23 protein-coding genes are annotated in these 25,757 nt (G+C 61.3%); 12 read left to right on the top strand and 11 right to left on the bottom strand.

Features of this window, described 5'->3' with window-relative positions; genetic code table 11:
- Positions 1-92: 92 nt before the first annotated feature.
- Positions 93-1,244, bottom strand: a complete 1,152-nt coding sequence (locus tag FGW20_RS06775; RefSeq protein WP_301677327.1) for a Coenzyme F420 hydrogenase/dehydrogenase, beta subunit C-terminal domain — start codon at positions 1,242-1,244, stop codon at positions 93-95.
- A 2-nt stretch (positions 1,245-1,246) separates the two neighbouring features.
- Complete coding sequence (gene fdhF / locus FGW20_RS06770; RefSeq protein WP_301677326.1) at positions 1,247-3,313, bottom strand: formate dehydrogenase subunit alpha; 2,067 nt, start codon at positions 3,311-3,313, stop codon at positions 1,247-1,249.
- Between the two features lie 442 nt (positions 3,314-3,755).
- Between fdhF and FGW20_RS06765 the strand changes: the two genes are divergently transcribed.
- A complete protein-coding gene (locus tag FGW20_RS06765; RefSeq protein WP_301677325.1) occupies positions 3,756-4,355 on the top strand; it encodes a hypothetical protein in 600 nt (199 codons plus the stop codon).
- Positions 4,356-4,405: 50 nt separating this feature from the next.
- Here FGW20_RS06765 and FGW20_RS06760 read toward each other — a convergent pair whose 3' ends face one another.
- Together FGW20_RS06760 and FGW20_RS06755 are read right to left on the bottom strand one after the other, a co-directional pair.
- Positions 4,406-5,335: a hydantoinase/oxoprolinase family protein gene (locus FGW20_RS06760; RefSeq protein ID WP_301677324.1), complete on the bottom strand. Its 930-nt coding sequence runs from the start codon at positions 5,333-5,335 to the stop codon at positions 4,406-4,408.
- On the bottom strand, positions 5,332-6,219 hold the full coding sequence (locus tag FGW20_RS06755) for an ATP-grasp domain-containing protein (RefSeq protein WP_301677323.1): 888 nt from the start codon (positions 6,217-6,219) through the stop codon (positions 5,332-5,334). The genes FGW20_RS06760 and FGW20_RS06755 overlap by 4 nt, the downstream gene beginning before the upstream one ends.
- 83 nt (positions 6,220-6,302) lie before the next feature.
- Between FGW20_RS06755 and surE the strand changes: the two genes are divergently transcribed.
- Positions 6,303-7,094 (top strand): 5'/3'-nucleotidase SurE, encoded by a 792-nt coding sequence (gene surE, locus FGW20_RS06750; RefSeq protein ID WP_301677322.1) that lies wholly within the window; start codon positions 6,303-6,305, stop codon positions 7,092-7,094.
- A 21-nt stretch (positions 7,095-7,115) separates the two neighbouring features.
- Entirely contained in the window at positions 7,116-7,799 is a 684-nt protein-coding gene (gene rpiA, locus FGW20_RS06745) for a ribose-5-phosphate isomerase RpiA (protein WP_301677321.1), read from the top strand.
- Here rpiA and mreA read toward each other — a convergent pair.
- The 4 genes from mreA to FGW20_RS06725 all read right to left on the bottom strand — a co-directional run bounded on the left by mreA (position 7,788) and on the right by FGW20_RS06725 (position 11,717).
- Positions 7,788-8,168, bottom strand: a complete 381-nt coding sequence (mreA, locus tag FGW20_RS06740; RefSeq protein WP_048113275.1) for an MreA family transcriptional regulator — start codon at positions 8,166-8,168, stop codon at positions 7,788-7,790. The two genes, rpiA and mreA, sit on opposite strands and share 12 nt — an antisense overlap.
- Before the next feature lie 352 nt (positions 8,169-8,520).
- Positions 8,521-9,084 carry a TATA-box-binding protein gene (locus FGW20_RS06735; protein ID WP_301677320.1) on the bottom strand — a complete coding sequence of 188 codons (564 nt, stop codon included), beginning with the start codon at positions 9,082-9,084 and terminating at the stop codon, positions 8,521-8,523.
- Positions 9,085-9,126: 42 nt separating this feature from the next.
- Entirely contained in the window at positions 9,127-11,025 is a 1,899-nt protein-coding gene (acs, locus tag FGW20_RS06730; protein WP_301677319.1) for an acetate--CoA ligase, read from the bottom strand.
- 377 nt (positions 11,026-11,402) lie between these two features.
- Positions 11,403-11,717 carry a transcription factor S gene (locus FGW20_RS06725; protein WP_301677318.1) on the bottom strand — a complete coding sequence of 105 codons (315 nt, stop codon included), beginning with the start codon at positions 11,715-11,717 and terminating at the stop codon, positions 11,403-11,405.
- A 125-nt stretch (positions 11,718-11,842) separates the two neighbouring features.
- Between FGW20_RS06725 and artA the strand changes: the two genes are divergently transcribed.
- Positions 11,843-12,667, top strand: coding sequence for an archaeosortase A (gene artA / locus FGW20_RS06720; RefSeq protein WP_301677317.1), 825 nt, complete (start codon positions 11,843-11,845; stop codon positions 12,665-12,667).
- 351 nt (positions 12,668-13,018) lie between these two features.
- Here the strand turns inward: artA and FGW20_RS06715 are convergent, their stop codons facing one another.
- Complete coding sequence (locus FGW20_RS06715; RefSeq protein WP_301677316.1) at positions 13,019-13,651, bottom strand: CDP-alcohol phosphatidyltransferase family protein; 633 nt, start codon at positions 13,649-13,651, stop codon at positions 13,019-13,021.
- Between the two features lie 143 nt (positions 13,652-13,794).
- Between FGW20_RS06715 and FGW20_RS06710 the strand changes: the two genes are divergently transcribed.
- Positions 13,795-14,475, top strand: coding sequence for a RibD family protein (locus tag FGW20_RS06710; protein WP_301677315.1), 681 nt, complete (start codon positions 13,795-13,797; stop codon positions 14,473-14,475).
- A 34-nt stretch (positions 14,476-14,509) separates the two neighbouring features.
- Here the strand turns inward: FGW20_RS06710 and truD are convergent, their stop codons facing one another.
- Together truD and pth2 are read right to left on the bottom strand one after the other, a co-directional pair.
- Positions 14,510-15,781: a tRNA pseudouridine(13) synthase TruD gene (gene truD / locus FGW20_RS06705; RefSeq protein ID WP_301677314.1), complete on the bottom strand. Its 1,272-nt coding sequence runs from the start codon at positions 15,779-15,781 to the stop codon at positions 14,510-14,512.
- A complete protein-coding gene (gene pth2 / locus FGW20_RS06700; protein ID WP_301677313.1) occupies positions 15,778-16,140 on the bottom strand; it encodes a peptidyl-tRNA hydrolase Pth2 in 363 nt (120 codons plus the stop codon). The genes truD and pth2 overlap by 4 nt, the downstream gene beginning before the upstream one ends.
- Positions 16,141-16,742: 602 nt before the next feature.
- Here pth2 and FGW20_RS06695 point away from each other — a divergent pair.
- The 7 genes from FGW20_RS06695 to gyrA all read left to right on the top strand — a co-directional run bounded on the left by FGW20_RS06695 (position 16,743) and on the right by gyrA (position 25,419).
- Positions 16,743-17,909 (top strand): NAD(P)/FAD-dependent oxidoreductase, encoded by a 1,167-nt coding sequence (locus FGW20_RS06695; RefSeq protein ID WP_301677312.1) that lies wholly within the window; start codon positions 16,743-16,745, stop codon positions 17,907-17,909.
- The gene (locus tag FGW20_RS06690) at positions 17,909-18,199 is read left to right on the top strand and encodes a hypothetical protein (protein WP_301677378.1); all 291 of its coding nucleotides are present in this window, start codon (positions 17,909-17,911) and stop codon (positions 18,197-18,199) included. The genes FGW20_RS06695 and FGW20_RS06690 overlap by 1 nt, the downstream gene beginning before the upstream one ends.
- 111 nt (positions 18,200-18,310) lie before the next feature.
- Positions 18,311-19,144: an ATP-binding cassette domain-containing protein gene (locus FGW20_RS06685; protein WP_301677311.1), complete on the top strand. Its 834-nt coding sequence runs from the start codon at positions 18,311-18,313 to the stop codon at positions 19,142-19,144.
- A complete protein-coding gene (gene cbiQ, locus FGW20_RS06680) occupies positions 19,141-19,956 on the top strand; it encodes a cobalt ECF transporter T component CbiQ (protein WP_301677310.1) in 816 nt (271 codons plus the stop codon). The genes FGW20_RS06685 and cbiQ overlap by 4 nt, the downstream gene beginning before the upstream one ends.
- A 561-nt stretch (positions 19,957-20,517) precedes the next feature.
- A complete protein-coding gene (locus FGW20_RS06675; protein ID WP_301677309.1) occupies positions 20,518-20,832 on the top strand; it encodes a hypothetical protein in 315 nt (104 codons plus the stop codon).
- A gap of 197 nt (positions 20,833-21,029) precedes the next feature.
- Complete coding sequence (gene gyrB / locus FGW20_RS06670) at positions 21,030-23,000, top strand: DNA topoisomerase (ATP-hydrolyzing) subunit B (RefSeq protein WP_301677308.1); 1,971 nt, start codon at positions 21,030-21,032, stop codon at positions 22,998-23,000.
- Positions 22,990-25,419, top strand: a complete 2,430-nt coding sequence (gene gyrA, locus FGW20_RS06665) for a DNA gyrase subunit A (RefSeq protein ID WP_301677307.1) — start codon at positions 22,990-22,992, stop codon at positions 25,417-25,419. Before gyrB ends, gyrA begins: the two co-directional genes overlap by 11 nt.
- Positions 25,420-25,757: the final 338 nt, after the last annotated feature.

The raw sequence follows: 25,757 nt of genomic DNA, 5'->3' as shown, positions 1-25,757 counted from the left end.
ATATCAGCCATCCTCTTTTGAACACGCATTCCCGGGCATCAAATCAGCCTGATCCTGGATGCGCCCCGAAATACAGCATTATGAAAAAAAGGTTAGTTCGTGTAGGGTGCCTTTCCGAGTTTGGGCTCGAACGTAGTGTCGCCCTCGGTCCTGACGGCGTGGGAGAAGAGCGCAAGCGGGATATCCATCGGGCAGAGTTCCTCGCACTGGCCGCAGTTGATGCAGGAGTCCGAGATATGCGCAAACCTGCGAAGATGGAACATCGGGTTCGGCGGAACCTCTCCTGAAGTGACCATCCGGGAGTTTCCTTTGAGTTCGTCCGCTACCGGGAAGCAGACCGGGCAGTTCTCGATGCAGGAGTAGCACTTGATGCACCGGCCGGTCTCGCGGGCGATGGTTCCCCAGAGGTCGGAGGCAAGCGCTTCGAAGTCCTTCCTCCGCCACTTGTTGCCGAGATTCAGCATGGCGCCTTCGACCTTGCCGCGGATCTCGATACCCTTCGGGTTCGCGGCCTCGGTGGCGACGGCACCGGCTTTTGCGGCGGCGTCGAGAAGGTTCGCGCCTTTGTCGGAGCAGACTTCGACGAACGTGGCGTTACCGGCCTTATCGCCGATGACGCCCCAGTTCCCGCAGGCGAGGTCAGCCTGGCGCGGGACCTTGTAGAGGCACCGGCGGCAGTTGCTGCGGCGGCCGTAGCCCTCGTCCTCGAGGTCGTCGATCTTGATCCCTTTATGGCCGCCCTCATACTCGATGATGAACTGGCCCTTGTCGATCTCCTCTTTGTGAACCAGGTCGGGGTCGACCTCGAACTTGTCGGCGATCATTTTCCGGGCCAGGACCGGGCTGACGGAGCCGCCGCAGTTCACACCGAGCAGGAGGAGGCGATCCATATCGACCGCATTCCGCTTCGCGAGCTCGATAAGGCCCATCGTGTCACAGCCCTTGACGGTGACGCCGAGCTTCGCGGTCTTGTTGTTATCGAGATAGTCCTTCACCAGTTTCGAGAGCAGGAGCGTTCCGCAGTGGAGCGATCCCGCCGTCTCTGCGATCTCCGCAGGATCGGTGATCACGGTCGGCACCGCGTCGTAGAGGTCTGCACCCTTCTTGACGGCAAGGACGGCGTCCACCATGCCGGACTTCAGGGCATACTGCTGCAGGGCGGTGATCGCACCCCCGCACTCCCCCTTTTTCAGCACATCGGCGTCTGCCGCCCATGTGTAGAACATATCGCCTTTAGTTACCATGTTCAGGCCTCCGTAATCTTCTCGACCTTCACAGCACAGGCCTTGAACTCGGGGATCTTTGCTACGGGATCGAGTGCGTTGTTCGTCAGGACGTTCGCAGCACATTCCTTGAAGTGGAACGGCATGAACATGACACCCTTCATGATGTCTCTGGTCACCCTCGCGGGGACGTCGACGGACCCACGGCGGGTGATGGCACGGATCATTTCCTTGTCCTTGATGCCGAGTGCCTGCGCGTCCTCGGGGTTGATCTCGATCCAGCCGGTGGGGACCTCATGGTCGAGGGTTGCAGACCGGCGGGTCATGGTGCCGGTGTGCCAGTGCCAGAGGACACGGCCGGTCGTGAGCACGAACGGATACTCCGCGTCGGGAACTTCCGCCGGCGGTTTCCACTCGAGGGGCGCAAAGACACCCATGCCGTCGGGATGCGAGAACTTGCCGATGTGCAGGATGGGGGTGCCGGGGTGGTCGACTGCGGGGCAGGGCCAGTGGAGTGCTTCGGGCCGGTTGAGCCGCTCGTAGTTCATGCCGTGGTAGGACGGCGTGACGGCGGCCATCTCGTCGAAGATCTCCTCGGCGCTCTGGTAGGGGAACTGGTCGGCGTAACCCATCTTCGCGGCGAGCTCGCTGATGATCTGCCAGTCGACCTTCGCCTCGCCAGGCGGGTCCTGGGCCTTGCGCCACATCTGGACGCGCCGCTCGGTGCTGGTCTGGGTGCCGTCGCGCTCGGCGTAACATGCCGCAGGCAGCACGACGTCGGCGAGTTCGGCGGTCTCGGTCAGGAAGATGTCCTGGACGACCAGGAACTCCAGGCTCTCGATGGCGTGCTTGACGTGGGTCAGGTCCGGGTCGGAGAGCATCGGGTTCTCGCCCATGATGTACATCGCTTTGAGCTCGCCGGGGTTGTCGGTCAGGACGTCCATCATGACGGTGACCTCATACCCGTTCTTCGGCTCGCAGATGCCGTCGGGGAAACCCCAGGCATCGGCGAACTTCTTGTGGGCGGACTCGTCGATGACCTTCTGATAGCCGGTGAAGACGACCGGGAGCGCACCCATGTCGCAGGCGCCCTGGACGTTGTTCTGGCCACGGAGCGCGTTCACGCCGCCGCCGCGCTTGCCCAGGTTGCCGGTGAGCATCTGGAGGTTGGCGGTCGACCGGACGTTGTCGACGCCGACGGTGTGCTGGGTGATACCCATCGAGTAGAGGAGCGCGGCGGACTCGGCGGTACCGAACCACTCGGCAGCGGTCTTGAGGCTCTCGGCGGGAATACCGGAGATCTTCGAGACGTTCTCAAGGCTGTAAGTGTCTTTCATGACGACTTCCTTGAGTTTCTCGTAGTCCTTGGTCCGGTTGGCGATGAACTCCTTGTCTTCCCAGCCGTTCTTGATGATCTCCTGCATCATGCAGTTGAGGATGGCGACATCACTGCCGGACACAAACGGCATGTAGAGATCGGCCTGCTTCGCGGTCGCGGTGTAGCGCGGATCGGCGTAGATGATCTTCGCGCCGTTTTTCTTGGCCTGCATCACCCTGCGCCCGATGAGCGGGTGCTGCTCGAATGTGTTGGACCCGAGGATAAAGACGCACTTCGACTCGGCGATGTCACCGATGGAGTTGGTCATCGCACCGGAGCCGAACGAGGCGGCGAGGCCCGCAACCGTGGATGCATGGCAGAGCCTGGCGCAGTGGTCGATGTGGCGGGACTTCATCACACCGCGGGTGAACTTCATCAGCAGGTAGTTCTCTTCGTTGGAGACACGGGCCGATGCAAGCGCCGCGAACTCATCGGGCTTGTACGACTTGAATTTCTGTGCGATCAGGTCGTATGCTTCATCCCAGGTCGCCTCGACAAATTTGCCGTCCTTCTTGATGAGCGGCTTCGTGAGGCGGTCCGGGCTGTTCACGAACTCGTGAGCGTAGGTCCCCTTGGGGCAGACCTTTCCCTCGTTCACGGGTGAGCGGCGGTACGGTGCCGTTCCAACAACTTTGCCGTCCTGGACGACAAGGTTGAAACTGCAGCCGGTACCGCAGTAAGGGCACGTTGTGGCAACATACTTCAACGTCATAATTTTACCACACCTCTATGGCAAGCCGAATATCTGGTGTTAAGTTACTTAAATTATATTAGTTAACCAGGTTTACCCACCATTTCCCAGAACTATTGGCGGATAAATGTCAATCCAAATCCGTTAGCCGGGAATTTACACGCATGAGAATCAGTAAAACTTCGGCCCCGATCAGGATCTGAACCAAATATAAGTGCTGAACTCACGCCTGATCAGCGGCATTTCCGGGCGCTCAAGAGCCCGATTGTACCGGGACCAAAACCAGGGCGGCGGGAGAGCAAAACCGGCCCCTCTTCGGGGCTCTCTCCTGCGGGTTGCACCTATCCACCATGCCGCCCGCTCCCGTTTGACGGGAGATGTTATTATCGGTGGATGCATACCCACTCATACAATTGCACGGGAGAGAATTGCCATAGCAAAGAAGACAGTACCGATCCCGCCGATGCTCGTCGACCTGGTGGGAAACGCCCTCGCGTCGATGGACGGCGTGATATTCGCCGATCTCGATGCCTGTCCGTCGTGCAGGGGTCAGGTGATCGGGCACGATATGCGAGCGAAGCGGTTTGCCGTCATACTCGATAACGGGAGAGAACGCACTATCCGGGTCTTCGTAAAACGGTTCTACTGCCAGGACTGCGGCGCCCTCTGCTATGCGGACGCCCCGTTCTACCCCGAAACCCGTCTCGCGTCGCCCATTGTCGATCTCTGCCTCCTCCTCTCGCAGCAGATGCCCTTCAACCAGGTGGCGCAACACCTCCGGGCGATGGGGATCGTCGTCGACCGGGGAACGATCCGAAACTACGCCTCCCGCAACTTCGGGACGATCCCCGCAACCGACCTCTTCGGTTTCCTGTTACCGCTCTCCTTGCTGAACCTTGCCACCTTCACCCTCGACCGTGAGCGGCGTCCCATCGTAGGGGCAGAAGCGCTCGCCGCCTGCGGTTTCCCACCCGCAGGCCGGGCAGCGTTTCACAGCAGGGGATCTCCCAAAGAGCGGGATCACCGGTATGAACAGGAAAAGAAAGAAGAACGGGAATCCTGACGCCAGCGATACGGCCGTGACGGCGATCGATACCACAAGCAGAAGAAGGGTCAGTCTCCACCGGAACGCCGTAGCGCCACCTCCCTGACAGCGTATGCCGGCAGCGCGTCCGAGACCTCTCCGATCTCCTCATAAAGCGTAACGCCGCCGAGTTCACGGGCAAAGAGGTCCGCTCCAATCCCGGCTGTGATCACCCGCCCGGCACCGCTCCGGGATACTGCCTGCTCTACTGCACGGGCGATCAGCGTTCGCTGGACATCCCAGAACTCCCGGGCGACCGCTAGCGCCCCATCTCTCCCGATCTCGTCGAGATCGGCACAGACCACCCGGGCAAGCCTCCGTAGTGCCGCTTCAGAGGTCTTTTCGCCGTCATCGGGCGCAGGAGCAGTGTAGTCCTCCGGAGAGATGTGGCCAAGCACGAGGTGGGCGTCGGCGCTTGCGGCGAAGTACTCGGTGCTCACCGGGGTCACTATCCCGTCGAGCGTGACCGATGAGACCAGCGTCGCGACGTTCGTCCGGAGCATGCCGGTGTAGACGAGGTACTGTTCCTGCAGCCGCCGGGTGTCGGTCAGCCCCCTGAGGTCCTCAAAACGGTTTAAGGGGATGACGTCGGCGGTGGTGCTCCCCACATCGAGGAGCACCGCGTCGGCGTAGTCCCCCCGCAGGTAGTCGGCCGACGCCAGCCAGTTTGCGGCGGCAAGGGCAGGAATCGGCCGGGTGTGGAACGCTGCATCGGTGCCGTAGAAGACGGCGCCGGGGAGAACCTCTTGCACCGCCTCGACGATCCACCGGATGCCGTCCATCTTGCTCGCAAAGCAGTCGGCGAGTTCCCCGCTCATCACCACAGCGGCGGGATTTCCGGCATACTGCTTGAGGAGCTCGGCGAGCGGTGCGCCCTGCCAGAGCGGGCAGTAGTGGATATGCACGCCGGCGCCGTCGATGATCTTGAGGTTCGCGCCGCCGATATCGATCCCGATCATAGCCGGTGAAGCCCCCCGTCCTTGTCGAACCGCACCCTCCCGGAGAGGTGCACCTCCGCCGGGGCCCCGCCGTGCGATGCTTTGACGAGGATATCGGCGATCTCCTCCTCCATGACGGCCGCGATGCCGACCAGACTGGTCGTGGGCCTCGGGTTGACGTCCACGACGTAGATCCGGTCACCGACGACGACGTCGATCCCGGCATACCCCTGGCACCCGAGGACGTTCATCGCCCGGACAGCGGCATCAACGATCTCCTCCTCGCGGTCGGGATGAACAGGCGTCTCTCCCCCCCGGTAGAGGAACCTCCCGTCGTCCGCAACGAAGATATCCTGCCGGTTGACGGCGAGCAGGAGCGGCGGGGCGCCCGTGTAGAACTCGCAGACGTTGCCGGTCACCCGGCTCCCCACCAGGCTCACGCTCAGCGCCTCTCCTTCGACGTATGCCTGTGCGAACTCGCCGGCTCCCGGCTCCTCATCCGTCAGCCGGACACCCAGGGCGCCGCAGCCCGTGATCGGTTTGACGACTCTCTTCCCTTCCCCGGCAGCGGGAGGGACGTCCATACCGTTCCGGGAGAGTATATCTGCCGTCCGCTGTTTGTTGGCGCAGACCGCCGCGTTCATGCTCCCGCACCCGACATTATGCGTAAACTGTTCGAGGAGGTGCGTGTACCGGAAGAGGAGGTGATCCGGCGCGATGACCATGCCTACGTCGCACTCCGGCGCGAGTCTTTTGATCTCGCCCTCGAAGTCGGGGCGCTCGGGCGTCACCACATCGTAGCCGCACCGCTCAAAACTCCCGCTTATGGCGGCGAGCATGGCGGCGCCCTCGGGCGCAAGCTCGGGGTCGTTGCATACGGAGTATTCGGCGAGAAAGACCTTCATTGCAGTAGTGGTTAGCTACAAAGAACTTGACCCTGACGATCGGGCAGGTTTTTGATGCGCGGAAACCATCCCTATAGACAAGGATGAAGCCCAAGATTCTGCTCACCAACGACGACGGGATAACCTCTACGGGACTCTGGGCGGCATACGACGCGCTCGCGCCGATTGCCGACGTCACCGTGGTCGCGCCCGCCACCCAGCAGAGCGCCGTAGGAAGGTCCATCTCCATCTTCGAGCCGATACGCGCGACAAAGGTGACGATGAACGGCGTGACCGCCTACTCGGTCGGCGGGAAACCGACCGATGCCGTGATCATCGGGCTGTTCGCGTTGCACCTGAACCCCGACCTCGTGGTCAGCGGGGTCAACATCGGCGAGAACCTCTCGTTCGAGTCGATCATGACCTCGGGAACCGTCGGGGCCGCGCTCGAGGCGTCGAACCAGGGGGTGCCGTCCCTTGCCTTCTCGCTCCAGGTGGAGGATCAGGGCGACAAGTTCGACGACCCCTCGCGGATCACCGACCGGTACTCCGACGCGAAGCGGGTGGTTCGCGAGACCTGCGAGAGGGTGCTTGCAAACGGGTTCCCTGGAAAAGCTCACGTCATCAATGTGAATATCCCGGCACAGGTGCGCGGCGGATACGAGATCACCCGCCTTGCCGAGAAACTCTTCTACACCGGCGTGGAGGAGCGCCTCGACCCGCGCGGCCGTCCCTACTACTGGATCGACGGGCCGCTGTACGAGGATGCGGAGGAGGGCACCGACGTGCACGCGGTGCAGAGGGGCAACGTCTCCATCACGCCGATCACCCTCGACTGCACGGCGTATGCCGCCGCGGACGAACTCAAGGCCATCTTCGACGGCATGCATATCTGAACGGGAGGAGAAGAGTACAGCATGAGTGCAGCAAAGCGGAACGCAGGCTACCGGGCGGCGGAAGAGGTCGAGGACGGGATGGTCGTCGGGCTTGGCACCGGGTCGACCGTCTTCTTCGCGATGGAACGGCTGGGCGAGCGGATAGCAGAGGACGGGCTTGCCATTGCCGGCGTCCCGACGTCCTACCAGGCGGCCATCCGGGCACGCCGGTACGGCATCCCCCTCACGAGCCTCGACGAGCACCCCGAACTCGATATCGCCATCGACGGCGCCGACCAGATCGACCCGGCTCTCCGCCTGATCAAGGGGCGCGGAGCCGCGCTTCTGCGGGAGAAGTGTGTCTGCGACGCGGCACAAAGAGCGGTCATCGTCGTCGACGGGACAAAGATGGTGGAGACCCTGGACGCGCCCGTGCCGGTCGAGGTGCTCCCGTTCGCCGTGGAGGCGGTCTCGCGCCGGATTGCGGCGCTCGGCGCCGACCCGGTCCTCCGGGAAGGGGTGAAGAAAGACGGACCGGTCGTCACCGACAACGGCAACTTCATCGTCGACTGCAGTTTCGGGACGATCGCGGACCCCGGACACCTGGAGGCAGAGATCGCCTCGATCCCCGGTGCACTGGAGTGCGGCCTGTTCTGTGCCTACGGAAAAAAGATAACGGTTATTGTCGGTGAGGAGACGGGTTGCAGTGTCGTGTCACTGCATTGAGATGCATTCCCGCATCTTCTGGATAAGGTCTAACTGATGCCGGGCTTCCTTCTTCTTTTCTTTCTCGATTGTATCCATGATCTCCGTTATTGAGCGCGAGAGCGTGTAGATCTTCACCGGCCTTCCCTTGCTCTCCGACTTGCTCTCGCGGGTATCGATCCAGTCGCATTCTTTGAGGTAGCGCATGGCGATGCTGACTTCGGGCTGGCGGAGATCGGTGCCGCGCTCGATGTCCCGGGATGTCGCTTCCTCGGTATTTGCCAGGTATACGAGCACTTTGGAGACGTTTCGTTTGATACCGATACCCATCAGGAGTTCGGCGAGTTCTTCATCGCGTGGTGTAAAATACCGTACCTTATCGGACCTCATCCATTCACCATCAGATAGTTATCTATTGTTTTAAATCTAACTATAAAAATATTATTATTTCAATGGGAGATCCGGCGATTGTGTTTGTTTTAAGTGAATAGATGAACCATCAAACCTGTGAGAACGGTCTTTTCTTCACCGGATCGCCCTTTCGTAGGCAGTAAGACGGCGCTCTCCGGAGAAGAGAGATGGCGAACGGGATGGCAGGGAGGCCAAAAGACAGCGGTCAAGTCACCGGCCGGTAAAACAGTGGCTACCCGGTTCCGTCGGGATCCGAAACGGCCCTTGGGGGGCACCAACGGCCCGGAGGCCCTTATAATCATTTAAAAAAAGGAGGGCTATCGAACGGGTTTCAGATAAGACCGAGACTGGATAGTTCGGAGAGAATCCGCTGTACCGCACGCTGGGCATCCTCAGGAACCTTGCCGCCTGTGATGATCAGTTTGCCGGACCCGAACAGGAGGACGACCACCTTGGGATCGTCGAGCCGGTAGACGAGCCCGGGGAACTGCTCGGGCTCGTACTCGATCTTGTCCAGGTTGAAGCCCACGGCAATCTTATTGAGGTTGATCGGCGTCCCGAGGTCTGCGGATGTGACGATGTTCTGGATCTTATACTCCGGGTTCTCGGGGATGTCGATGCCGAGCGCCCGCAACTGGTCGGCGAGGATATCCAGGCCGCGCGAGAGGCTGTCGATGCTCTTCGCACCGGTCAGGACGACCTTACCGGAACCGAAGACGAGCGCGGCGATCTTCGGGTCCTGCATCCGGAGAACGACGCCGGGGAACCGCTTTTTATTGTATTCCGCGTCCTTCAGCCGGGACGCAAGAGAAGGCAGATCAAGGGATTCCGTCACTTTCGCGGAAGCGACGATATTTTCTATCTTGAGGGACTCCTCTGGTCTGTGCTCATTCATATATATAGCATGCTTAAAAAAGGTATATAAAGAGTTGGTTTTCTACTCCTCCAGGGTCGATATATCACCCGGGTCCATACCCAGTTCCTGTGCTTTTAAGACTCGCCTCATGATCTTACCACTCCGGGTCTTGGGGAGCGACTCGACGAAGTCAATCTCGGAAGGGATGGCGATGGGACCGAGCGTCATCCTGACGTGGTAGACGAGATCGTTTCTCAGTTTCTCACCCGGATCGCGACCGTTCCTGAGGATGACGAAGGCTTTGATGCTGTTCCCCTTTAGGGCATCGGGTTTCCCGATGACGGCGGCCTCCGCCACGGCTTCGTGGGAGACAAGCGCGCTCTCGACCTCGGCCGTCCCGATGTTGTGCCCGGCGACGACGATCAGATCGTCGGAGCGCCCGATCACCATGATGTAGCCGTCTTTGTCCTTCACCGCGAGATCGGCCGCGGTGTAGCATCCGGGAATGGTGTTCCAGTACTTGCAGTACCGCTCGTCGTCGTTCCAGATCGTCCGCATCATCGACGGCCAGGGCTCCTTAACGACCAGGAGGCCGCCCGTGCCCGGCGGACACGGGTTGCCCGCCATATCGACGACGTCCGCGACGACGCCCGGGATCGGCTTTCCGGCGAATCCGGGACGCATCGGCTCGCCGATCATTGTGGTCACCATGTGCATCCCGGTCTCGGTCTGCCACCAGGTGTCCACGATCGGGCACCGGCCTTTGCCGATGATGTGGTAGTACCACTCGAACGCTTCCGGGTTGAGCGGTTCGCCGACCGACCCGAGGATGCGGAGCGACGAGAGGTTGTAGCGGTTCGGCCACTCTTCGCCCACCCGCATGAACATCCGGATGGCGGTCGGGGCGGTGTAGAAGATGGTGACGCCGTATTCCTCAATGAGGTCCCAGTAGGTGCCCGGGTCCGGGTAGTCAGGGGTGGCCTCGGCGATGAGGGAGGTGGCGCCGTTCAGGAGCGGGCCGTAGACGCCGTAACTGTGGCCGGTGATCCATCCGGGGTCGGCGGTGCACCAGTAGATGTCGTTGTCCTTGACGTCGAAGACGTTGCGGGTGGTGTAGTAGGTGCCGACCATGTAGCCCCCGCAGGTGTGGACGATGCCCTTCGGGGATCCGGTGGTGCCGCTCGTATACAGGATAAAGAGTGGGTCTTCCGCATCCATCGGTTCGGCCGGGCACTCCCGCTCGACGCCCTCCATCAGGTTGTAGTAGTCCACCTCCATCTCAGGGTGGAGCTCCACGGGCTTGTCGTCGTCGCGCCGGAGGATGACGATCCGCTCGACGGAGGGCGCGTTGACGACCGCCTCCTCGACGATATTCTTGAGCGGAATTGCCTTACCGCGCCGGTAGGTGACGTCGGCGGTGACGACCACCTTTGCATCGGTGCCCGTGATGCGCTGGTTGAGTGCACTGACGCCGAACCCGCCGAAGACGACCGTGTGGATCGCCCCGATCCGGGCGCAGGCGAGCATGGCGACGATCTGTTCGGGCACCACCGGCATGTAGATGCAGACGCGGTCGCCCTTCCCGACACCGAGACGCTTCAGGCCGTTTGCGAACCGGCAGACGGCCTGGAAGAGCTGGCGGTAGGTGAGGATCCGCTCCTCCTCTTCGGTCTCTCCCCGCCACATGATCGCGACCTTGTTGCGCCGCTGATCGTAGACGTGGCGGTCCAGGCAGTTGTGGGTGATGTTGAGTTTGCCGTTGAGGAACCACCTGGCGTAGGGGTAGTTCCATTCCTTCACCCGATCCCAGGGCTGGAACCACTCTAACTCTCTGGCGACGCAGTCCCAGAACCCGTCAGGGTCCGCAAGGAACTCCTGGTAGGCCTGGTTGTAGTCCCCGATCCAGGACTGTTCCCTGCAGTGGGCTTGGGGGGTATAGTACTTCGCCTCCTCGAGTTTGATATCAAAATTTTCCGCCATCCGTGTACCTCAATTATACATTATTAATAATGTATATTATATATCAACATTCTGGTTGAGAGGACGGATTCGGCAGAGCGGTCGTGGCCGGGAATGATTGCCGGGACCGCACCAGGAGGAGGGGAATGCCACGGGACATTGTGGATACTTGATGCGCTCGTGGACGCGGGCATCCTAACGGGCCCGCGCGCCGCAGAATCCCTGAGAACGATGCAGGCGAACAACAGGTGGCTCCCGAAAGCAGAATGTGATGCGCGAGTGAAAAGTGGAACCTGTAGGAAAATGGGTTCGCGGGACAGATGCCGCTACATAGTACAAACCGCGATCGGAAGAAAAATACGCCCCTAAAGGGGCAACATCAATTAAACGGCTCCAGCCTAATCGTACTCGCGCCAGGTCTTGCCGCAGGCGGTGCACCGGAAGAACCTGACCTCGCTCTCATCCGCCGCACGCAGCTGTCGCAGCCACCAGAAAGCCGTCGTGCAGTCGCACTCCGGGCACTTGATGGTCGCGGTAGGGAGGGTCGCTATCTTGTCCTCTTCGTCGACGATGGTGATCTCTTTCTCCACGCGTTTGTCTGTCTTCTTTAACCGGTCCGAGTCATCAATATCCCGAATATAGCCACATTTTTTGCATTTCAGCTGACCACCAGACGATATCATCAGACCTTTGCACTGTGGACAGAACATCATTATAATGAATAGGGCGGCAATCGCAATTAATTCTTGGTCATGCCGCACGATCAGTTTGCACGACAGGCGACCCGGGCTGAACTGGTGCACAAATAATTATAGCCGGATACGCCGAAGGGTAAAGGATGAAGGATTACCTGGTGCTGATCTCCTGCATCTGCTTTCTCGTCTTTCTCATCCCGGGCAGGTTCAGGAAGTACTTTGCACTCGGCGGGTGGGCAAGTATCGTCGGATATCTCTTCCTCGAACTCCCCCACTACTTCTCCCTCAATAACTTCATGTACCCGGCGATAGCCGTCCTCTCGGTACCCTTCCTCTACATCACCGGAAAATACCTGCTCCGTGATGACCCCCGGGTGATGCAGATCTCGACGATAGCTGCCGTAGCATTCCTGATCTACGCTCCCTTCGGCTACATACCTGCACTCGGGGACTGGCTGATTGCTGTCGTCTCCGACCAGACCTCGGCGGCGCTCGCAGCGGTCGGCTACCCCGTAACCTTCCAGGCCTGGAACCTGATGGAGCGCAACGGGTTCCAGACCGAGATCATCCTTGCCTGCACCGGCATCCAGAGCATCGCGATCATGCTCGGGGTCGCCTGGGGCGTGCAGTCGACATTGAAGCAGAAGATCGCCGGCTTCTTCATTGTCTTCCCGACGATCTACATCCTCAATATCGTACGGAACGTCTTCGTGATCACGGCCTACACCGAACAGTGGTTCCCCTACCTCCCCGATATCGCCGGCAACGGTGAATTCGGGTACGAGAGTTTCTTCTGGGCGCACAACGTCATGGCAGAACTTGGGGCGCTCATCTTTCTCGTGATCCTCGCGTACGCTCTCTTCATGATCCTGCCCCAGCTCGGCACCCTCGCCGAGAACCTCTACCGGCTCTACCGCGACGAAGTGGAGCGGATTGTCCGGCCAAATGCTGGGAAGACCAAACGCTGATGCCGGGCGGGAAGTGCCCGGCAGCCGCATCCTGAGTGTCGTTCTTCGAAGACCTTCGGTCTTCTCATGCTCCTGCCCCGAAAACGCTTCGCGTTTTCTCATGCTCCTGCCGTTCCGGCAGTCGCACCCTTCGGCCAGTCGCACTTCGCGTGAGCTAACAGTTTATAGGCGATGATACGGCCTCACGCGAAGTGCGACGGATGGGACATCCGGAGTTTGAGAAGACCGAAGGTCTTCGAAGAACGCGAAGCCGCGAAAGTTGAAGGGGCACAGTTTGAGCAGCGTCGGGATGCGGGCTGCAACGCCCATCCGCCACGCTTCCTCAAGGCCCAAAAAAGATCTGCGAGCCGGTCAGGAATACCGCCGGTAGAGGTAGAAGACCCGCTGGATCGCGGAGAGGTTCGTGCAAACCGCGATGAGGAGCACCGAGACCCAGAGGAGTCCGGTCACGCCGCCGAGAACCAGCACGAGGATCGTCTCGGGCCTGCCGAAGAAACCGACTCCTTCAAGGGGATCCTCGATCTTCCCGGCGATCCTCTCGGAATACCCGATCTCCGCGTATGTGACCGGCTTGATGAAGGTGTTCATCAGCGATCCCGCGAGCGCCAGCCCCACGACACCGAAGTCGGCAACCGGCGGGACGTCGATGAGATGGCTGACAATGGGGATGCCGGAGAACCCCACGCCGAGGATGACCGCCGCGTCGACGTATTTGTCGGCGATCCAGTCGAAGACCGCCCCGAACCGGCTCTCAGTGTGATTCTTCCGGGCGACGTTGCCGTCCACCAGGTCGAGGATCGCCGAGACGAACAGGAGCAGGCTGCCTGCGAGGAAGTGCCGACCGGCAAAGGCAAGTGCGCACGAAAAACCGAAGAGCACGGAGAGCACCGAGACCTGGTTCGGCGTAACACCCAGCCGTATAAAAAACGACGCGATTGGCTCCGTATATTTGATGAATTTCGGCCGCAGGGAGGTTATATTCATCGCATATTTTATCTGCTCGAAAGGAGTTTAACCTTTGCTCTGATGGACGAGAGCGCAACACTTCACCCGGAATACCGTTTACGGGCTAAAATCACCAAATTCATAAACGCTCCCGCCAGATAGATCACCGGGAACGAATTCCAATGCCAGAACACGACAGGCCGCACGTGCTCATGATGTCGGAGATCACCGTCGACGGGAAACTCACCCTGAAACGCGGGGCTTCGAGCAAGATCCTCATGAAGTATATGGCTCCTGAAACCGAACTCCTCCTTCACCGGACCCGGGCGGAATACGACGCCATCATGGTAGGGGCAAACACCATCAGGATCGACAACTCCTTCCTGACGGTCAGGCTAGTCGAGGGAAAAAGCCCGCTCCGCGTCATTCCGAGCAGCCGGGCGGATATCCCGGCGGACGCAAACGTCCTCGGGCCTGACGCAAAAACGGTCGTCGCCGTCAGCGAGGCCGCGCCGGCGGAGAATGTTGCCCGGCTCCGCGAACGCGGCGTCGACGTCGTCGTCGTTGGCGAGAAAGACGTCGACCTGCCGGAACTGATGAGCAGTCTGAAAAGAGACTACGGCGTCGACCGAATGATGATCGAGGGAGGGCCGACGCTGAACTGGTCGATGCTGAACCACCGCCTCGTCGACGAGATACGCCTGATTCACCTGCCGTTCATCGTCGGCGGCGCCGACACCCCGTCGCTCGTCGGGGGCATGCATATCGAGACCGAAGATGAGATGTTCCGGCTCTCCTTAAAGCGCCACTTCATGTGCGGGAGCAACCTGGTCACCGAGTGGGACGTGTTGTATTCCACCTAGTCCCCCACGAATAATCCTTTTTTGACACTGAAGCCTAGATCATCACGTACGGATCGGCCTTCATGTACTCCCGGCAGACCGTCGTCGCGTAGTGGCCGGGAGGGAGCGTGAATTTGAGCCGGACGTCCACACCGGACACGTCCGTCTCCACGTCGGCGGAGAGGCTGATCGGTCTCAGAACACCGGCAAACGCCGTCTTCACGAACCGGGAGGCGCGTTCGAAGTCCCCGGCATCGATGCCCGACTCGGTCATCAGTTCCTGCAGGATCTCATCCATCGGCCCGTGCGATACTACCGGTTCGGCTCCGGGGATGAACAGGGCGATCCGGCACCGACCGCGGCGAACATGCATCAGGGCCGCCTGCCGGTTCCGCACGGAGACGATATCCTCGCGGCCGCCTGAAAAGAGGAGCCGGTCGCCAGGTTCAGGCTCGGTGAGCGACATGCCGGCGTCTATGCGCGAAGAGAGTGCGCGGTTGAAGAGGTAGGACTGGTATGCGCTCACGAGGAGCGAGAGGAGTTTCGGGGGGAGCACCCGGAGCGCGCCGGCGTAGTCGCCGGGGTTCGCGACGAGGTGGTTCGCCATCGCTCGCTCGTAGGTCATCCGGACGGGGAGGTCGGCGAGCGCCGCTCGTGCATCGCGGGTCTCGGCAAAATGCGTCCGGGCGCGCCCGACCTCCTCCGGCTCCCGGGGGTAGGCCCGGCCGATATACGTGACCACGGCGCCTTCGTAGTCGCCCTTGAGGATCCTCTCACCGACCAGGTGCGTGACCGGCCGGACGACGCCAAACCGCTGCAGCCCGTAGTAGTTCGGTATCCCGGTGGACGCCACCTCCGTCGCCGCCTGCACCCGCGCCGGGAGGCCGTCTTCGATGCAGTCGCGGATGACGATATCGAACCGGTTGCCCGCGAGGCTGCCGAGGGAAAGCGCGTGCTGCGACCGCCCGACGACCTCGAGCGAGATGTCCGCAAGGTGCACCTGTCCGACGGCCTCCGGCGTGAGGTTGTAGATCGATATGAGCTGGGTGGTCACCGCGTTCTTGTCCTTCGTCCCTGCCCAGGCGATCCGCCGGTGGCTGACGCTGAGCCGCTTTGCAATCTCCTTGACCGCCCGCTGGAGTTCCCAGTTCGTCTTGGTGAGCCTGCAGATGAGGTAGGGGCCGTCCGGGTCGGCGATCGGGAGCGGGAGTTCATCGACGACGAAGTCGGCGGGGCTGGCCCGGAGCCGCCCGCCGATACCGGGAGCATCGGACGCGTAGTAGCGCATCCCGAGGTCCTGCTCGAGAGGATGGGGTGAGGGCATCATAGCAGGGAGAGGTCTCCGGTGATCCGGTCGAGGTCTTCGGAGCGGGCGGGGCCGAGGCCGAGCGCCGTCACGGTTCCCGGCGGGATCTCGGTCATCCCGGCGTCCTGGATGATCGACGCGGGTATGCCCGCCCGATCCGCGATCGTCTTGAGTTCAAAAAGCTGCCGCTCGGCCGAAGCCTTCAGCACCACCTTCTTCTGCCCCTCGTCGAACCAGGCCTTCCTCGCAAGTTTGTCGGCCTTCTCATATGCCCCGATGGCGGCGTGAGCGATCTGCGCGCACTTCTTGCCGCAACTCATCTTGATGTCGCCGCGCACGATCAGGCACTGCTTCCACTTGAACTCCCGTATATCAGGCATTTCGTACTACTTGGGGCATGATCCGTCAAATACGCAGCTGTGGAGACGAGGTTGGCGGGCCATGGGGTGCGATGGGCCGGAGGGTGCGACGTTCCGACGGAACGGAGCAGGAGCACCGAAGGTGCGGGGGCGGGGGGCACACGATCGCACCTCTCTAGGCCATGTGGAGAGCCGTGCAGCGAGGGACCAGAGGGGGTTGTGCCTATATACTCCAGCCGTTCGTTGGAACATTGCAAACCCCAGTACACGGATTTCCATTGGATATCGCCATAGGGGAGGGGCTGACGGGGAGGGGGGCATGCCCCCCCTCCCCTGTCCCCACCCCCCAACGGCGATATTCCCAAGATCCACTCTACGGGATTTCCCACGGTTTATCTTCCCGCTAATACCCACAAAAAAACGAAGACCTCCCCCTATTTCGGGCGACCGGTCTATTGCGTTCCCAGGCGTCGCACTCCCTATGGATCGCATGCCTGGATGTGACATGTAACGTCCCCACCCCATCCGCTCCCTTTTAAGTCACCGAACGTCCACTCTACTCAGGAACCGGCCCGCCGGCCTGCACCACAGGGACAGGCAACCGGCACCGGAAACTCACGTGTGTGGGGCATGATACTCTGGTCTGGGATGTTGTCGTTGTGGGCGCGGGGCCTGCCGGGAGCGCCGCGGCGCGGGCGTGCGCGGAGGAGGGGCTCAAGACGATCTGTATCGAGGAGCACGGAACGATCGGCTACCCCGTGCAGTGCGCGGGACTGCTCTCCGCATCTGCTTTTACCGAATGCGATGTTTCGAAACGCCCGATCACAAACGAGGTGACCGGCGCCCGGATGGTCTCGGGTCTTGGGGGGGAACTCCTCTTCGATGCGGGGGTCACAAAGGCCTACGTCGTCGACCGGTGCCTCCTCGACCGGGAGATGGCAAAAAAGGCGGCGGACGCCGGGGTGGAGTTCCGCTTGAAGACCAGCGCGTCGGGCATCAGCGGCTCCTCACTCCTGACCCGGGGCGTCCGCGGGCGCGAGGAGATCCCGTTCCGCCTCCTGATCGCCGCCGACGGGCCGCGGAGTTCCGTCGCCCGCATGCTTGGCCTGCAGCGCCCTGTGCTCTACCTCGCCGGGGTGCAGGCGGAGGTTCCCCACGAGATGGACCCGCGCTACGTGGAACTCCACCCCAACGCCTCGCCCGATTTCTTCGGGTGGGTGATCCCGGTCTCGGCGACCCGGGCACGTATCGGCCTCTGTGCCCGGGAGCACGCGAAAGACCACTTCGACCGGTTCATCTCCCGGTACGGGCAAAATTCGCTCCACCTCGCGAGCGGAGTCATCCCGCTCGGAGTCATGCCGCAGACCTATGGCCGCCGGGCACTCTTCGTCGGCGACGCGGCGGGGTTCGCGAAGCCCACGTCGGGCGGAGGGGTCTACACCGGCATCCGGTCGGCGAAACACGCCGCCGCCGTCGCGGCGGAGTGCGTAGCGCGCGGGGCGTTCGACGACGGGAGCCTCCGCGACTACGAGCGGCGTTGGAAGGATGATTTCGGGAAAGAACTCGATATCGGGATGAAGGCGCTTCGCATGCGGCAGAAGATGACCCCGGAGGATATCGACCGCCTCTGCCGGGCCCTCGACAACCCGGACCTCATCAGGACGATCGTGGAGCACGGCGACATGGATCGGCCGGGCACCCTGCTCCGCAAACTCGCCCTGAAACCCGCATTGGCCAGGGCAATGGGCATACTTTTCGCATCAGGGGTACGCCGGATTCTCACTGATTGATGCTGGCGTATTGCCTGACAGTATTTGCACAAAGAAGCAATACAATCAGGTGCACTGAGCATATCCTGACGCATTTATACCAATGGGTCATCGCCCTCATCTTCATCGCTCTCGCCCGGCGGTGGCCACGGCGTTCGGTGGGAGAGGAGAAGATACCGGTGGTCGCCGTGGTCGCCGTGGTCGCCGCCGGCACCGCAGAGGAGCAGGCAATCGCCGCGACCGAGAACGACTTCTCGTACGAAGCGTTCATACCAGACTACAACATCCCCGGCATGGATAAGCCCGGATAAATGCTTGCGGCCGTGATCGGCACGATTCTGGCGCTGGTGCTGGTATTCACCGTTGCCAGGGTCTCCGCACGGCCCGATAACTAGATACCTGAAAACCCACATTTTGCCATCATGCACCTGCTCGAGACTCGCGACCTCACCCATATCTACCGCGGCGACGTCCGCGCCCTCGAGGGCGTGAACTTCGTTGCGGAGCGAAAGTCCCGCATCGCCGTCATCGGGCCGAACGGTGCAGGGAAGAGCACGCTTTTCAAGCACTTCAACGGCATCCTCAAACCCACGTCCGGCGAGGTGCTGGTCAGGGGCGAGCCTATCACGAGGGAGAACGTCCGCGAGGTGCGCAAACTTGTCGGGCTTGTCTTCCAGAACCCCGACGACCAGATCTTCTCCCCCACCGTGGAGCAGGACGTTGCGTTCGGCCCGACGAACCTCGGTCTCGACGACGAGACGGTCACCCACCGCATCGAGGAGGCCCTGCACCTCCTCGGGATCGAGGACCTGCGCGAGCGCGTGCCGCACCACCTCTCGGGCGGCGAGAAGAAACGGGTTGCCATTGCCGGCATCCTCGCGATGGAGCCGCAGGTGCTGGTGCTCGACGAACCGACCGCGGGGCTCGATCCGCAGGGTGTCGCCGATCTCGTGGCGTTCGTCAACCGGCTGCCCGAGGAGTACGGTATGACGGTGGTCTTCTCGACCCATCATCTCGGCCTCGTTGCGGAGATGGCGGACTACATCTACGTAATGGATAGGGGAACGATCGTGGGCTCCGGGACGGTCGAAGAGGTCTTCACCCGGCCGGAACTCCTCACCCGGACAAGGCTCGACGTGCCGCCCATACCGAAACTGATCCGGTCGCTCCGGGAGAACGGCGTCGCCATCGAGATGGCCTACACCTACGAGGACGCGAAGAAGTCGTTCCTCGACGCCTACGTGAGAAGAGCATGATCGACGACCTCTACTTCATCGAGAGGTATGCTTACCGAACAAGCATCATCCACCGGCTGGATGCACGGATAAAACTCCTCATAGCCCTCGCCGCCATCGTGGCCATCGTAGCCGTGCCGTACTCGACGAGGGTCTACGCGGTCGGTGCCGTCCTCTTCGCTCTCGTCGCCGTACTCTGGGCCGCATCGCGCCTCTCACCGGTTATCTATTTGAAAAGGCTCGCGCTCATCCTGCTGTTCGGCATCTTCCTGGTCGCGTTCCAAGTATTCGTAAAAAATCCATATTACGATGTTTTCCATACAGTTGCGACCCTTCCCTTCGGGATCGAGGTCTACGCGGAGTCGGTGGAGTTCGCGTCGATCCTCCTCGTGAAGTTCGTCGTCAGCGTATCGTTCATCATCCTGCTCTCGTCGACGACAAAGATGCAGGACATGATCGAGGCGGCGGGGAGGCTCGGCCTGCCCCGGGAGTTCACCCTCACGCTCGTGATGACGGTCCGCTACATCTTCGTCTTTGCCGAGATGTTTACGAGGATACGGACCGCAATGGCGACCCGGTGTTTCGATCCCCTCGACCGCACCCTCCCCTATCAATACCGGCTGCACCAGGTAGGCTACACGGTCGGGACGATCTTCATCCGGTCCTACGAGCAGGGCGAGCGCACCTACACGAGCATGCTCTGCCGGGGATACGGGGCAAACGCCAGTCTGTATATCAGGAAAAAACCCCTCCGCACCGGAGAGACCGTCTTCTTCGCCGCGACGCTGGGTTTCATCGTGCTTTCGACGGTGCTGATCTATGGGCAGCCGTAGGTGAGTGCGATGTTACCTTGCCAATCAAATTCGGTCCCTGTTGAAGCGTCCAGAGCCTGAAATGGCTTACTTGCGTGTTGCAGGCATTACCTCTTCTCGTCAAAGCGATTCCGGGATACCAACGACAACAATGCAACTATAGCGAGGAAAAGCCCGATCCAGTGGACCGTGGTGGCTATCGCCACGCAGGGGGGTGGGGACAGGGGAGGGGGGAATATTCCCCCCTCCCCGTCAGCCCCTCCCCAAATGGCGATAGTCACTGGGAAGCCGTGCACGGGATGTAGACTGCGCGTAGGATAGGAGCTTGAGCACCGTCAGGTGCGGGGGCGGGAGCACGAGAGGCCGTGAGGCTTAGAGGCGCGAACACAGTGAGCGTGAGCACCGCCAGGTGCGAAGTGCGCAGCCCCCTCGAAATCCGTGCCAGGTGCAATTAAAAGAGACAACCGAATGCAAATGCAGAAGCATGAGCAACATCGCAGACCCGGAACCGTTTCCCGGGACACCTTCGACATACGAGAAAAACCAGATCGTTCATATTCCCCGGCGATGTATAGGGATAGTATGCCCCCAAAGAGCGAATTCGGCAGAGGGTTCGTCGTCAACCTGATGCTGCTTTCACGGCACTTCGGTCTGCCTCCCGAGCGAGCGTTCTACGGCGCCGCAGATCATCTCAACGACTTCATGGTGCCGGAGCAGTTCCGGGGAACCGAGATCGAGGAACTCGTCGAGCGGCTCCGCAAACAGGTGATCTGGCACCAGCCCGGCACACTGGACAAGGAAGATGCGGCCGACGTGAAACGGGTTCTCAACCGGCTCGCGATCGCGGTCGACAAAGAACTCGGGATACCCGATCCGGATACGGGAAAATACGATTAACGGGAGCGTATGCTCTCCGTCCATAACCGGGGCTTCCCGGGCACACCTGCATCGGAGCCCCATCTAATCGTAAAGTTGCAGGATATCCTCAAATCAGAGGATTTCTCAGAGCCATACAATATAAGTGCTTATAAAACCAATATATACTGTGAATTTTGCTGCGATTCAGGACACCGCTTGTTCAGCGGAGGTCACAGATGACTGATACCTACGATGCATCACACATCACGGTACTGGAAGGCCTGAGGCCTGTGCGGGAGCGGCCCGCCATGTATATCGGCAGCACGGACAGCCGAGGGCTGCACCACCTTGTCTACGAGGTCGTGGACAACGCCGTAGACGAGGCGCTCGCCGGGTTCTGCGACCGGATCCTCGTAACCGTTCACCGGGACGGCTCGGTCTCGGTTGACGACAACGGGCGCGGTATTCCGGTCGACCTCATGCACCAATACGACAAGAGCGCACTCGAGATCGTCCTCACCGTGCTCCACGCAGGTGGAAAGTTCGACAAGAATACCTACCAGGTGTCCGGCGGGCTGCACGGTGTCGGCGTCTCTGTCGTCAACGCTCTCGCAAGCTGGCTTGATGCAACAGTCTTCAAGGACGGCAACGTCTACGAGATGCAGTTCCGGCAGGGTCTGGTCGCAAAGCCGCTCGCGAGCCGCCCGGAGACCGAGCACGAGATGGAGGTGCGGTACGAAGAGCGATACGGCGCCCTGGACGGACAACAGCTCGACTACAAACGGCTCCAGGGAACCCGGATCACGTTCCAGCCCGACCGATCGATCTTCGAGACCGTCGAGTTCGATTACGACGTGCTGGATCACCGGCTCCGTGAACTCGCCTACTTAAACAGCGGCCTCACGATCGTTCTGCGGGACGAGCGCACCGGGGATTCTGTCACCTACTGCTTTGAGGACGGGATCCGGCAATTCGTCGCTCATCTCGGCGAGGGGAAAGAGAGCCTCCACGACGATATCATCTACTTCCAGAAACGCGATCCCGAGAGCCTGGTCGAGGTCGAGGTCGCCCTGCAGTATAACAACTCATACTCGGAGACGATCTACACCTACGTCAACAGCGTCAACACCCGGGAGGGCGGCACCCACCTCGAAGGGTTCCGGAGCGCCATCACCCGGGCGATCAACAGCGCAGCACGCAGGAACAACCTCCTCAAGAACAACGACGCGCAGGTCAAGGGTGAAGACGTCAGGGAGGGGCTCGCCTCCGTCATCAGCACCCGGGTGGCGAACCCTCAGTTCGAGGGACAGACCAAGATGCGCCTCGGGAACAGCAACGTCCGGGGAATCGTGGACTCGCTCGTCTACTCGTCGCTCACCGAGTACTTCGAGGAGCACCCGAAAACCCTCCAGACGATCGTGGACAAGGCGATGGCAGCCGCCCGGGCCAGGGAAGCCGCCAGGAACGCGCGCGAACTCGCCCGGCGAAAGAGCACGCTGGAGTCGACCGGCCTCCCCGGGAAGCTCGCCGACTGCCAGGAGCGCGATCCGGCAAAGAGCGAACTCTACATCGTGGAAGGAGATTCTGCAGGCGGTTCCGCAAAACAGGGGCGGGACAGGAAGTTCCAGGCGATCCTCCCCCTCCGAGGGAAGATCCTGAACGTCGAGAAGGCGTCGGAGCACAAGATCCTGAAGAACGCCGAGATCCAGGCGCTGATATCCGCTATCGGCACCGGAGTCGGCGACAGTTTCGATGCGGAACGGGCCCGGTACCACCGGATCATCCTGATGACGGATGCCGATGTCGACGGAGCGCACATCCGGACGCTCCTCCTCACGTTCTTCTACCGCTACATGGTGGGGCTCGTCGAGAACGGCTACATCTACATCGCCCAGCCGCCTCTCTACCGGGTGGCGAAGGGCAGACAGGAACAATATGTCTACCGCGAAGAGGAGATGCGAAAAACCCTCGCCGAATGGGGCGAGAAAGGCGTCTCGCTCCAGCGGTACAAGGGTCTTGGTGAGATGAACGCCGGGCAGCTCTGGAGCACCACGATGGATCCGGCGAACCGGGTCCTCAAACAGGTGCAGATCGAGGACGCTGCTTACGCGAACGAGATATTCGAGAAACTTATGGGAGAGAACGTTGACGCCCGGAGAGATTTCATCCGCAGGCATGCAAAGGAGGTGAGCAACCTTGACATCTGAAGGGGTTGTCCCGATCAACATCGAGGAGGAGATGAAATCATGCTACATCGACTACGCGATGAGCGTGATCATCGGCCGCGCCATCCCCGACGCGAGAGACGGCTTGAAACCGGTTCATCGCCGCACCCTCTTCGCGATGTGGGAGATGGGCAACACGAGCGACAAGCCCTACAAGAAGAGCGCCCGTGTTGTCGGAGACGTGATGGGTAAGTACCACCCGCACGGCGATTCGGCCATCTACGACACGATGGTGAAGATGGCCCAGCCCTTCTCCTACCGCCACATGCTGGTGGACGGCCAGGGGAACTTCGGGTCGATCGACGGCGACTCCGCAGCCGCCATGCGTTACACGGAGGCCCGGCTCACGAAGGTCTCGGAGGAACTGCTCGCCGATATCGACAAGAAGACAGTCGACTTCGTCCCGAACTTCGACGAGTCGCTCCAGGAGCCCAACGTCCTCCCCGCCCGGATCCCGAACCTCCTCGTCAACGGGTCGAGCGGGATTGCCGTCGGCATGGCGACGAACATGCCGCCCCACAACCTCAGAGAGGTCTGCGAGGCGATCTGCCGCGTCATCGACGATGCGGGCATCTCCACGGAGGAGCTGATGCAGGTCATGCCCGGACCGGACTTCCCGACCGGCGGGATCATGATGGGCACCGCGGGCATTCGCGACGCCTACCTGACCGGTCGCGGAAAGTGCGTTGTCAGGGGCGTCGCGGAGATCGAGGAAGAGGGCCGGACACAGCAGATCATCATCACCGAGATCCCCTACCAGGTGAACAAGGCGCGCCTGATCGAGCATATCGCGAACCTTGTTCGCGACAAGAAGATCGAGGGGATCGGCGACATCCGCGACGAGTCCGACCGCGACGGTATGCGGATCGTGGTCGAACTCAAGAGGGGAGCCGCGCCCCAGGTGATACTGAACTTCCTCTATAAGCACACGGCGCTCGAGTCGTCCTTCGGCGTCATCAACCTCGCAATCGTCGAACGCCAGCCCCGAACCCTGAACCTCAAGGAGATCATCCACGAGTTCCTCAAGCACCGGGTGGACGTGGTCCGGCGGAGGACCGAGTTCGACCTCACGAAGAACGAGGATCGGATGCACATCCTCCGCGGCCTCCTCATCGCGCTCGACAACATCGACGCGGTCATCGCGACCATCCGGGGTTCCGGGACGACCGAAGAGGCGCAGAAGGCCCTGGTGGTGAAGTTTGCGCTCGATGAGGTGCAGGCGGATGCCATCTTGAAGATGCAACTCCGGAGGCTTGCGGCACTCGAACACCAGAAGATCCTGGACGAGCGCGATGCAATTGCGGCGGAGATCGAGCGGTTGTCCGCGATCCTGGCGAGCGAGGCGAGCATTCTCGCCGAGATCAGGAAAGAACTCGTCGATATCGGTGCGCGCTTCGGCGACGAACGGAGAACCCGGATTGCGCAGGCAGCCGAGGCGTTCGACAGGGAGGACCTCATCGAGGATAAACCGATGCTGGTCTCGCTCACCTCCTCGAACTACGTAAAACGGATCGACCTCGACACCTACCGGAACCAGCGGCGCGGAGGGCGCGGCATCATCGGCATGGCGATGAAAGACAACGACGGCGTCGAGAGGGTCTTCGTCGCGAACATGCACGATAACCTCCTCTGCTTCACCGACAGGGGGAGAATGTACTGGTTGAAGGTCTACGACCTTCCTGAGGGGCAGCGGACGGGCAAAGGCAAGGCCCTCGTCAATCTCCTGAACCTTGCCGGCGAAGAACGGGTGACCGCGGTGATCCCGGTCCGGGAGTTCCGGCCCGACCGCTTCCTCTTCTTTGCGACCAGGAGCGGAACGGTCGCGAAGATGGCGCTCGACGAGTTCTCGCGGCCCCGGCAGACCGGGATCAATGCCATCAACCTCCGCGACGGTGATGCGCTGGTGGACGTGAAGGCGACCGACGGCGACCAGGAGCTGATCCTGACGACGAAGTTCGGGCAGAGCCTCCGGTTCCACGAGGAGGCCGTCCGCCCGGTTCACCGGAACGCCATGGGCGTGCGGGGGATCAAACTCCGCCACGGCGACGCGCTGCAGGCGGTGGCGGTGGTCGAGGAGGATCATCTCCTCACCATCACGGAGCAGGGCTACGGGAAACGGACGGAGTTCGACGAGTTCCGCGGCCACGGCAGGGGTACGCTCGGGGTGCGAAACATCGTCGTCGACGCCCGGGCGGGCAACGTCATCGGGTCGATGGCGGTCTCCGACGACGACGAGATCATCGTGATGAGTGCGTCCGGCATCGTGATCCGGACGAAGGTTTCCGAGATCTCGATCCAGAAGCGCGGCACCCGCGGCGTCCGGGTCATGAAACTCGACGAAGGCGATAGAGTCATCGGGTTCACGATCCTGGATACCGAGGAGAACGGGGAAGAGGCGTGATGCCTCTTCATCCCCAGCCTGAAAATACCACAAAAACTTCTTTTTCTCGGCCCGGTGAGACCGGTAAACAGAGGATGCAACGGACTGAAGGGCACGGTCTCGAGCCGAGACCCTCCCAAAAAGGTTAGAATTCGGCTCTGTTGAAACCCTGTTCCGATCTTCATCCTTTCCCTGATGAGGCTGGTGCCAGACCTGGCCTGTCCCCGGGACGACCTTTTTTCTCGTGCTCCGGCCCCATGGCCCGTCGCACTCCTCCTGGCCTCCGGCCTCCTCCCCCGCACCTGCGGTGCTCAAACTCCCGCCGTCCGCTACGCTCCCGGCAGTCGTTCCCCGCACCT

Origin of the sequence: Methanoculleus methanifontis (genome assembly GCF_030464365.1) — an archaeon.
Taxonomy (GTDB): domain Archaea; phylum Halobacteriota; class Methanomicrobia; order Methanomicrobiales; family Methanoculleaceae; genus Methanoculleus; species Methanoculleus methanifontis.
Note: the sequence above shows the minus strand (reverse complement) of the source record. Positions and strands in the feature narration are given on the sequence as shown.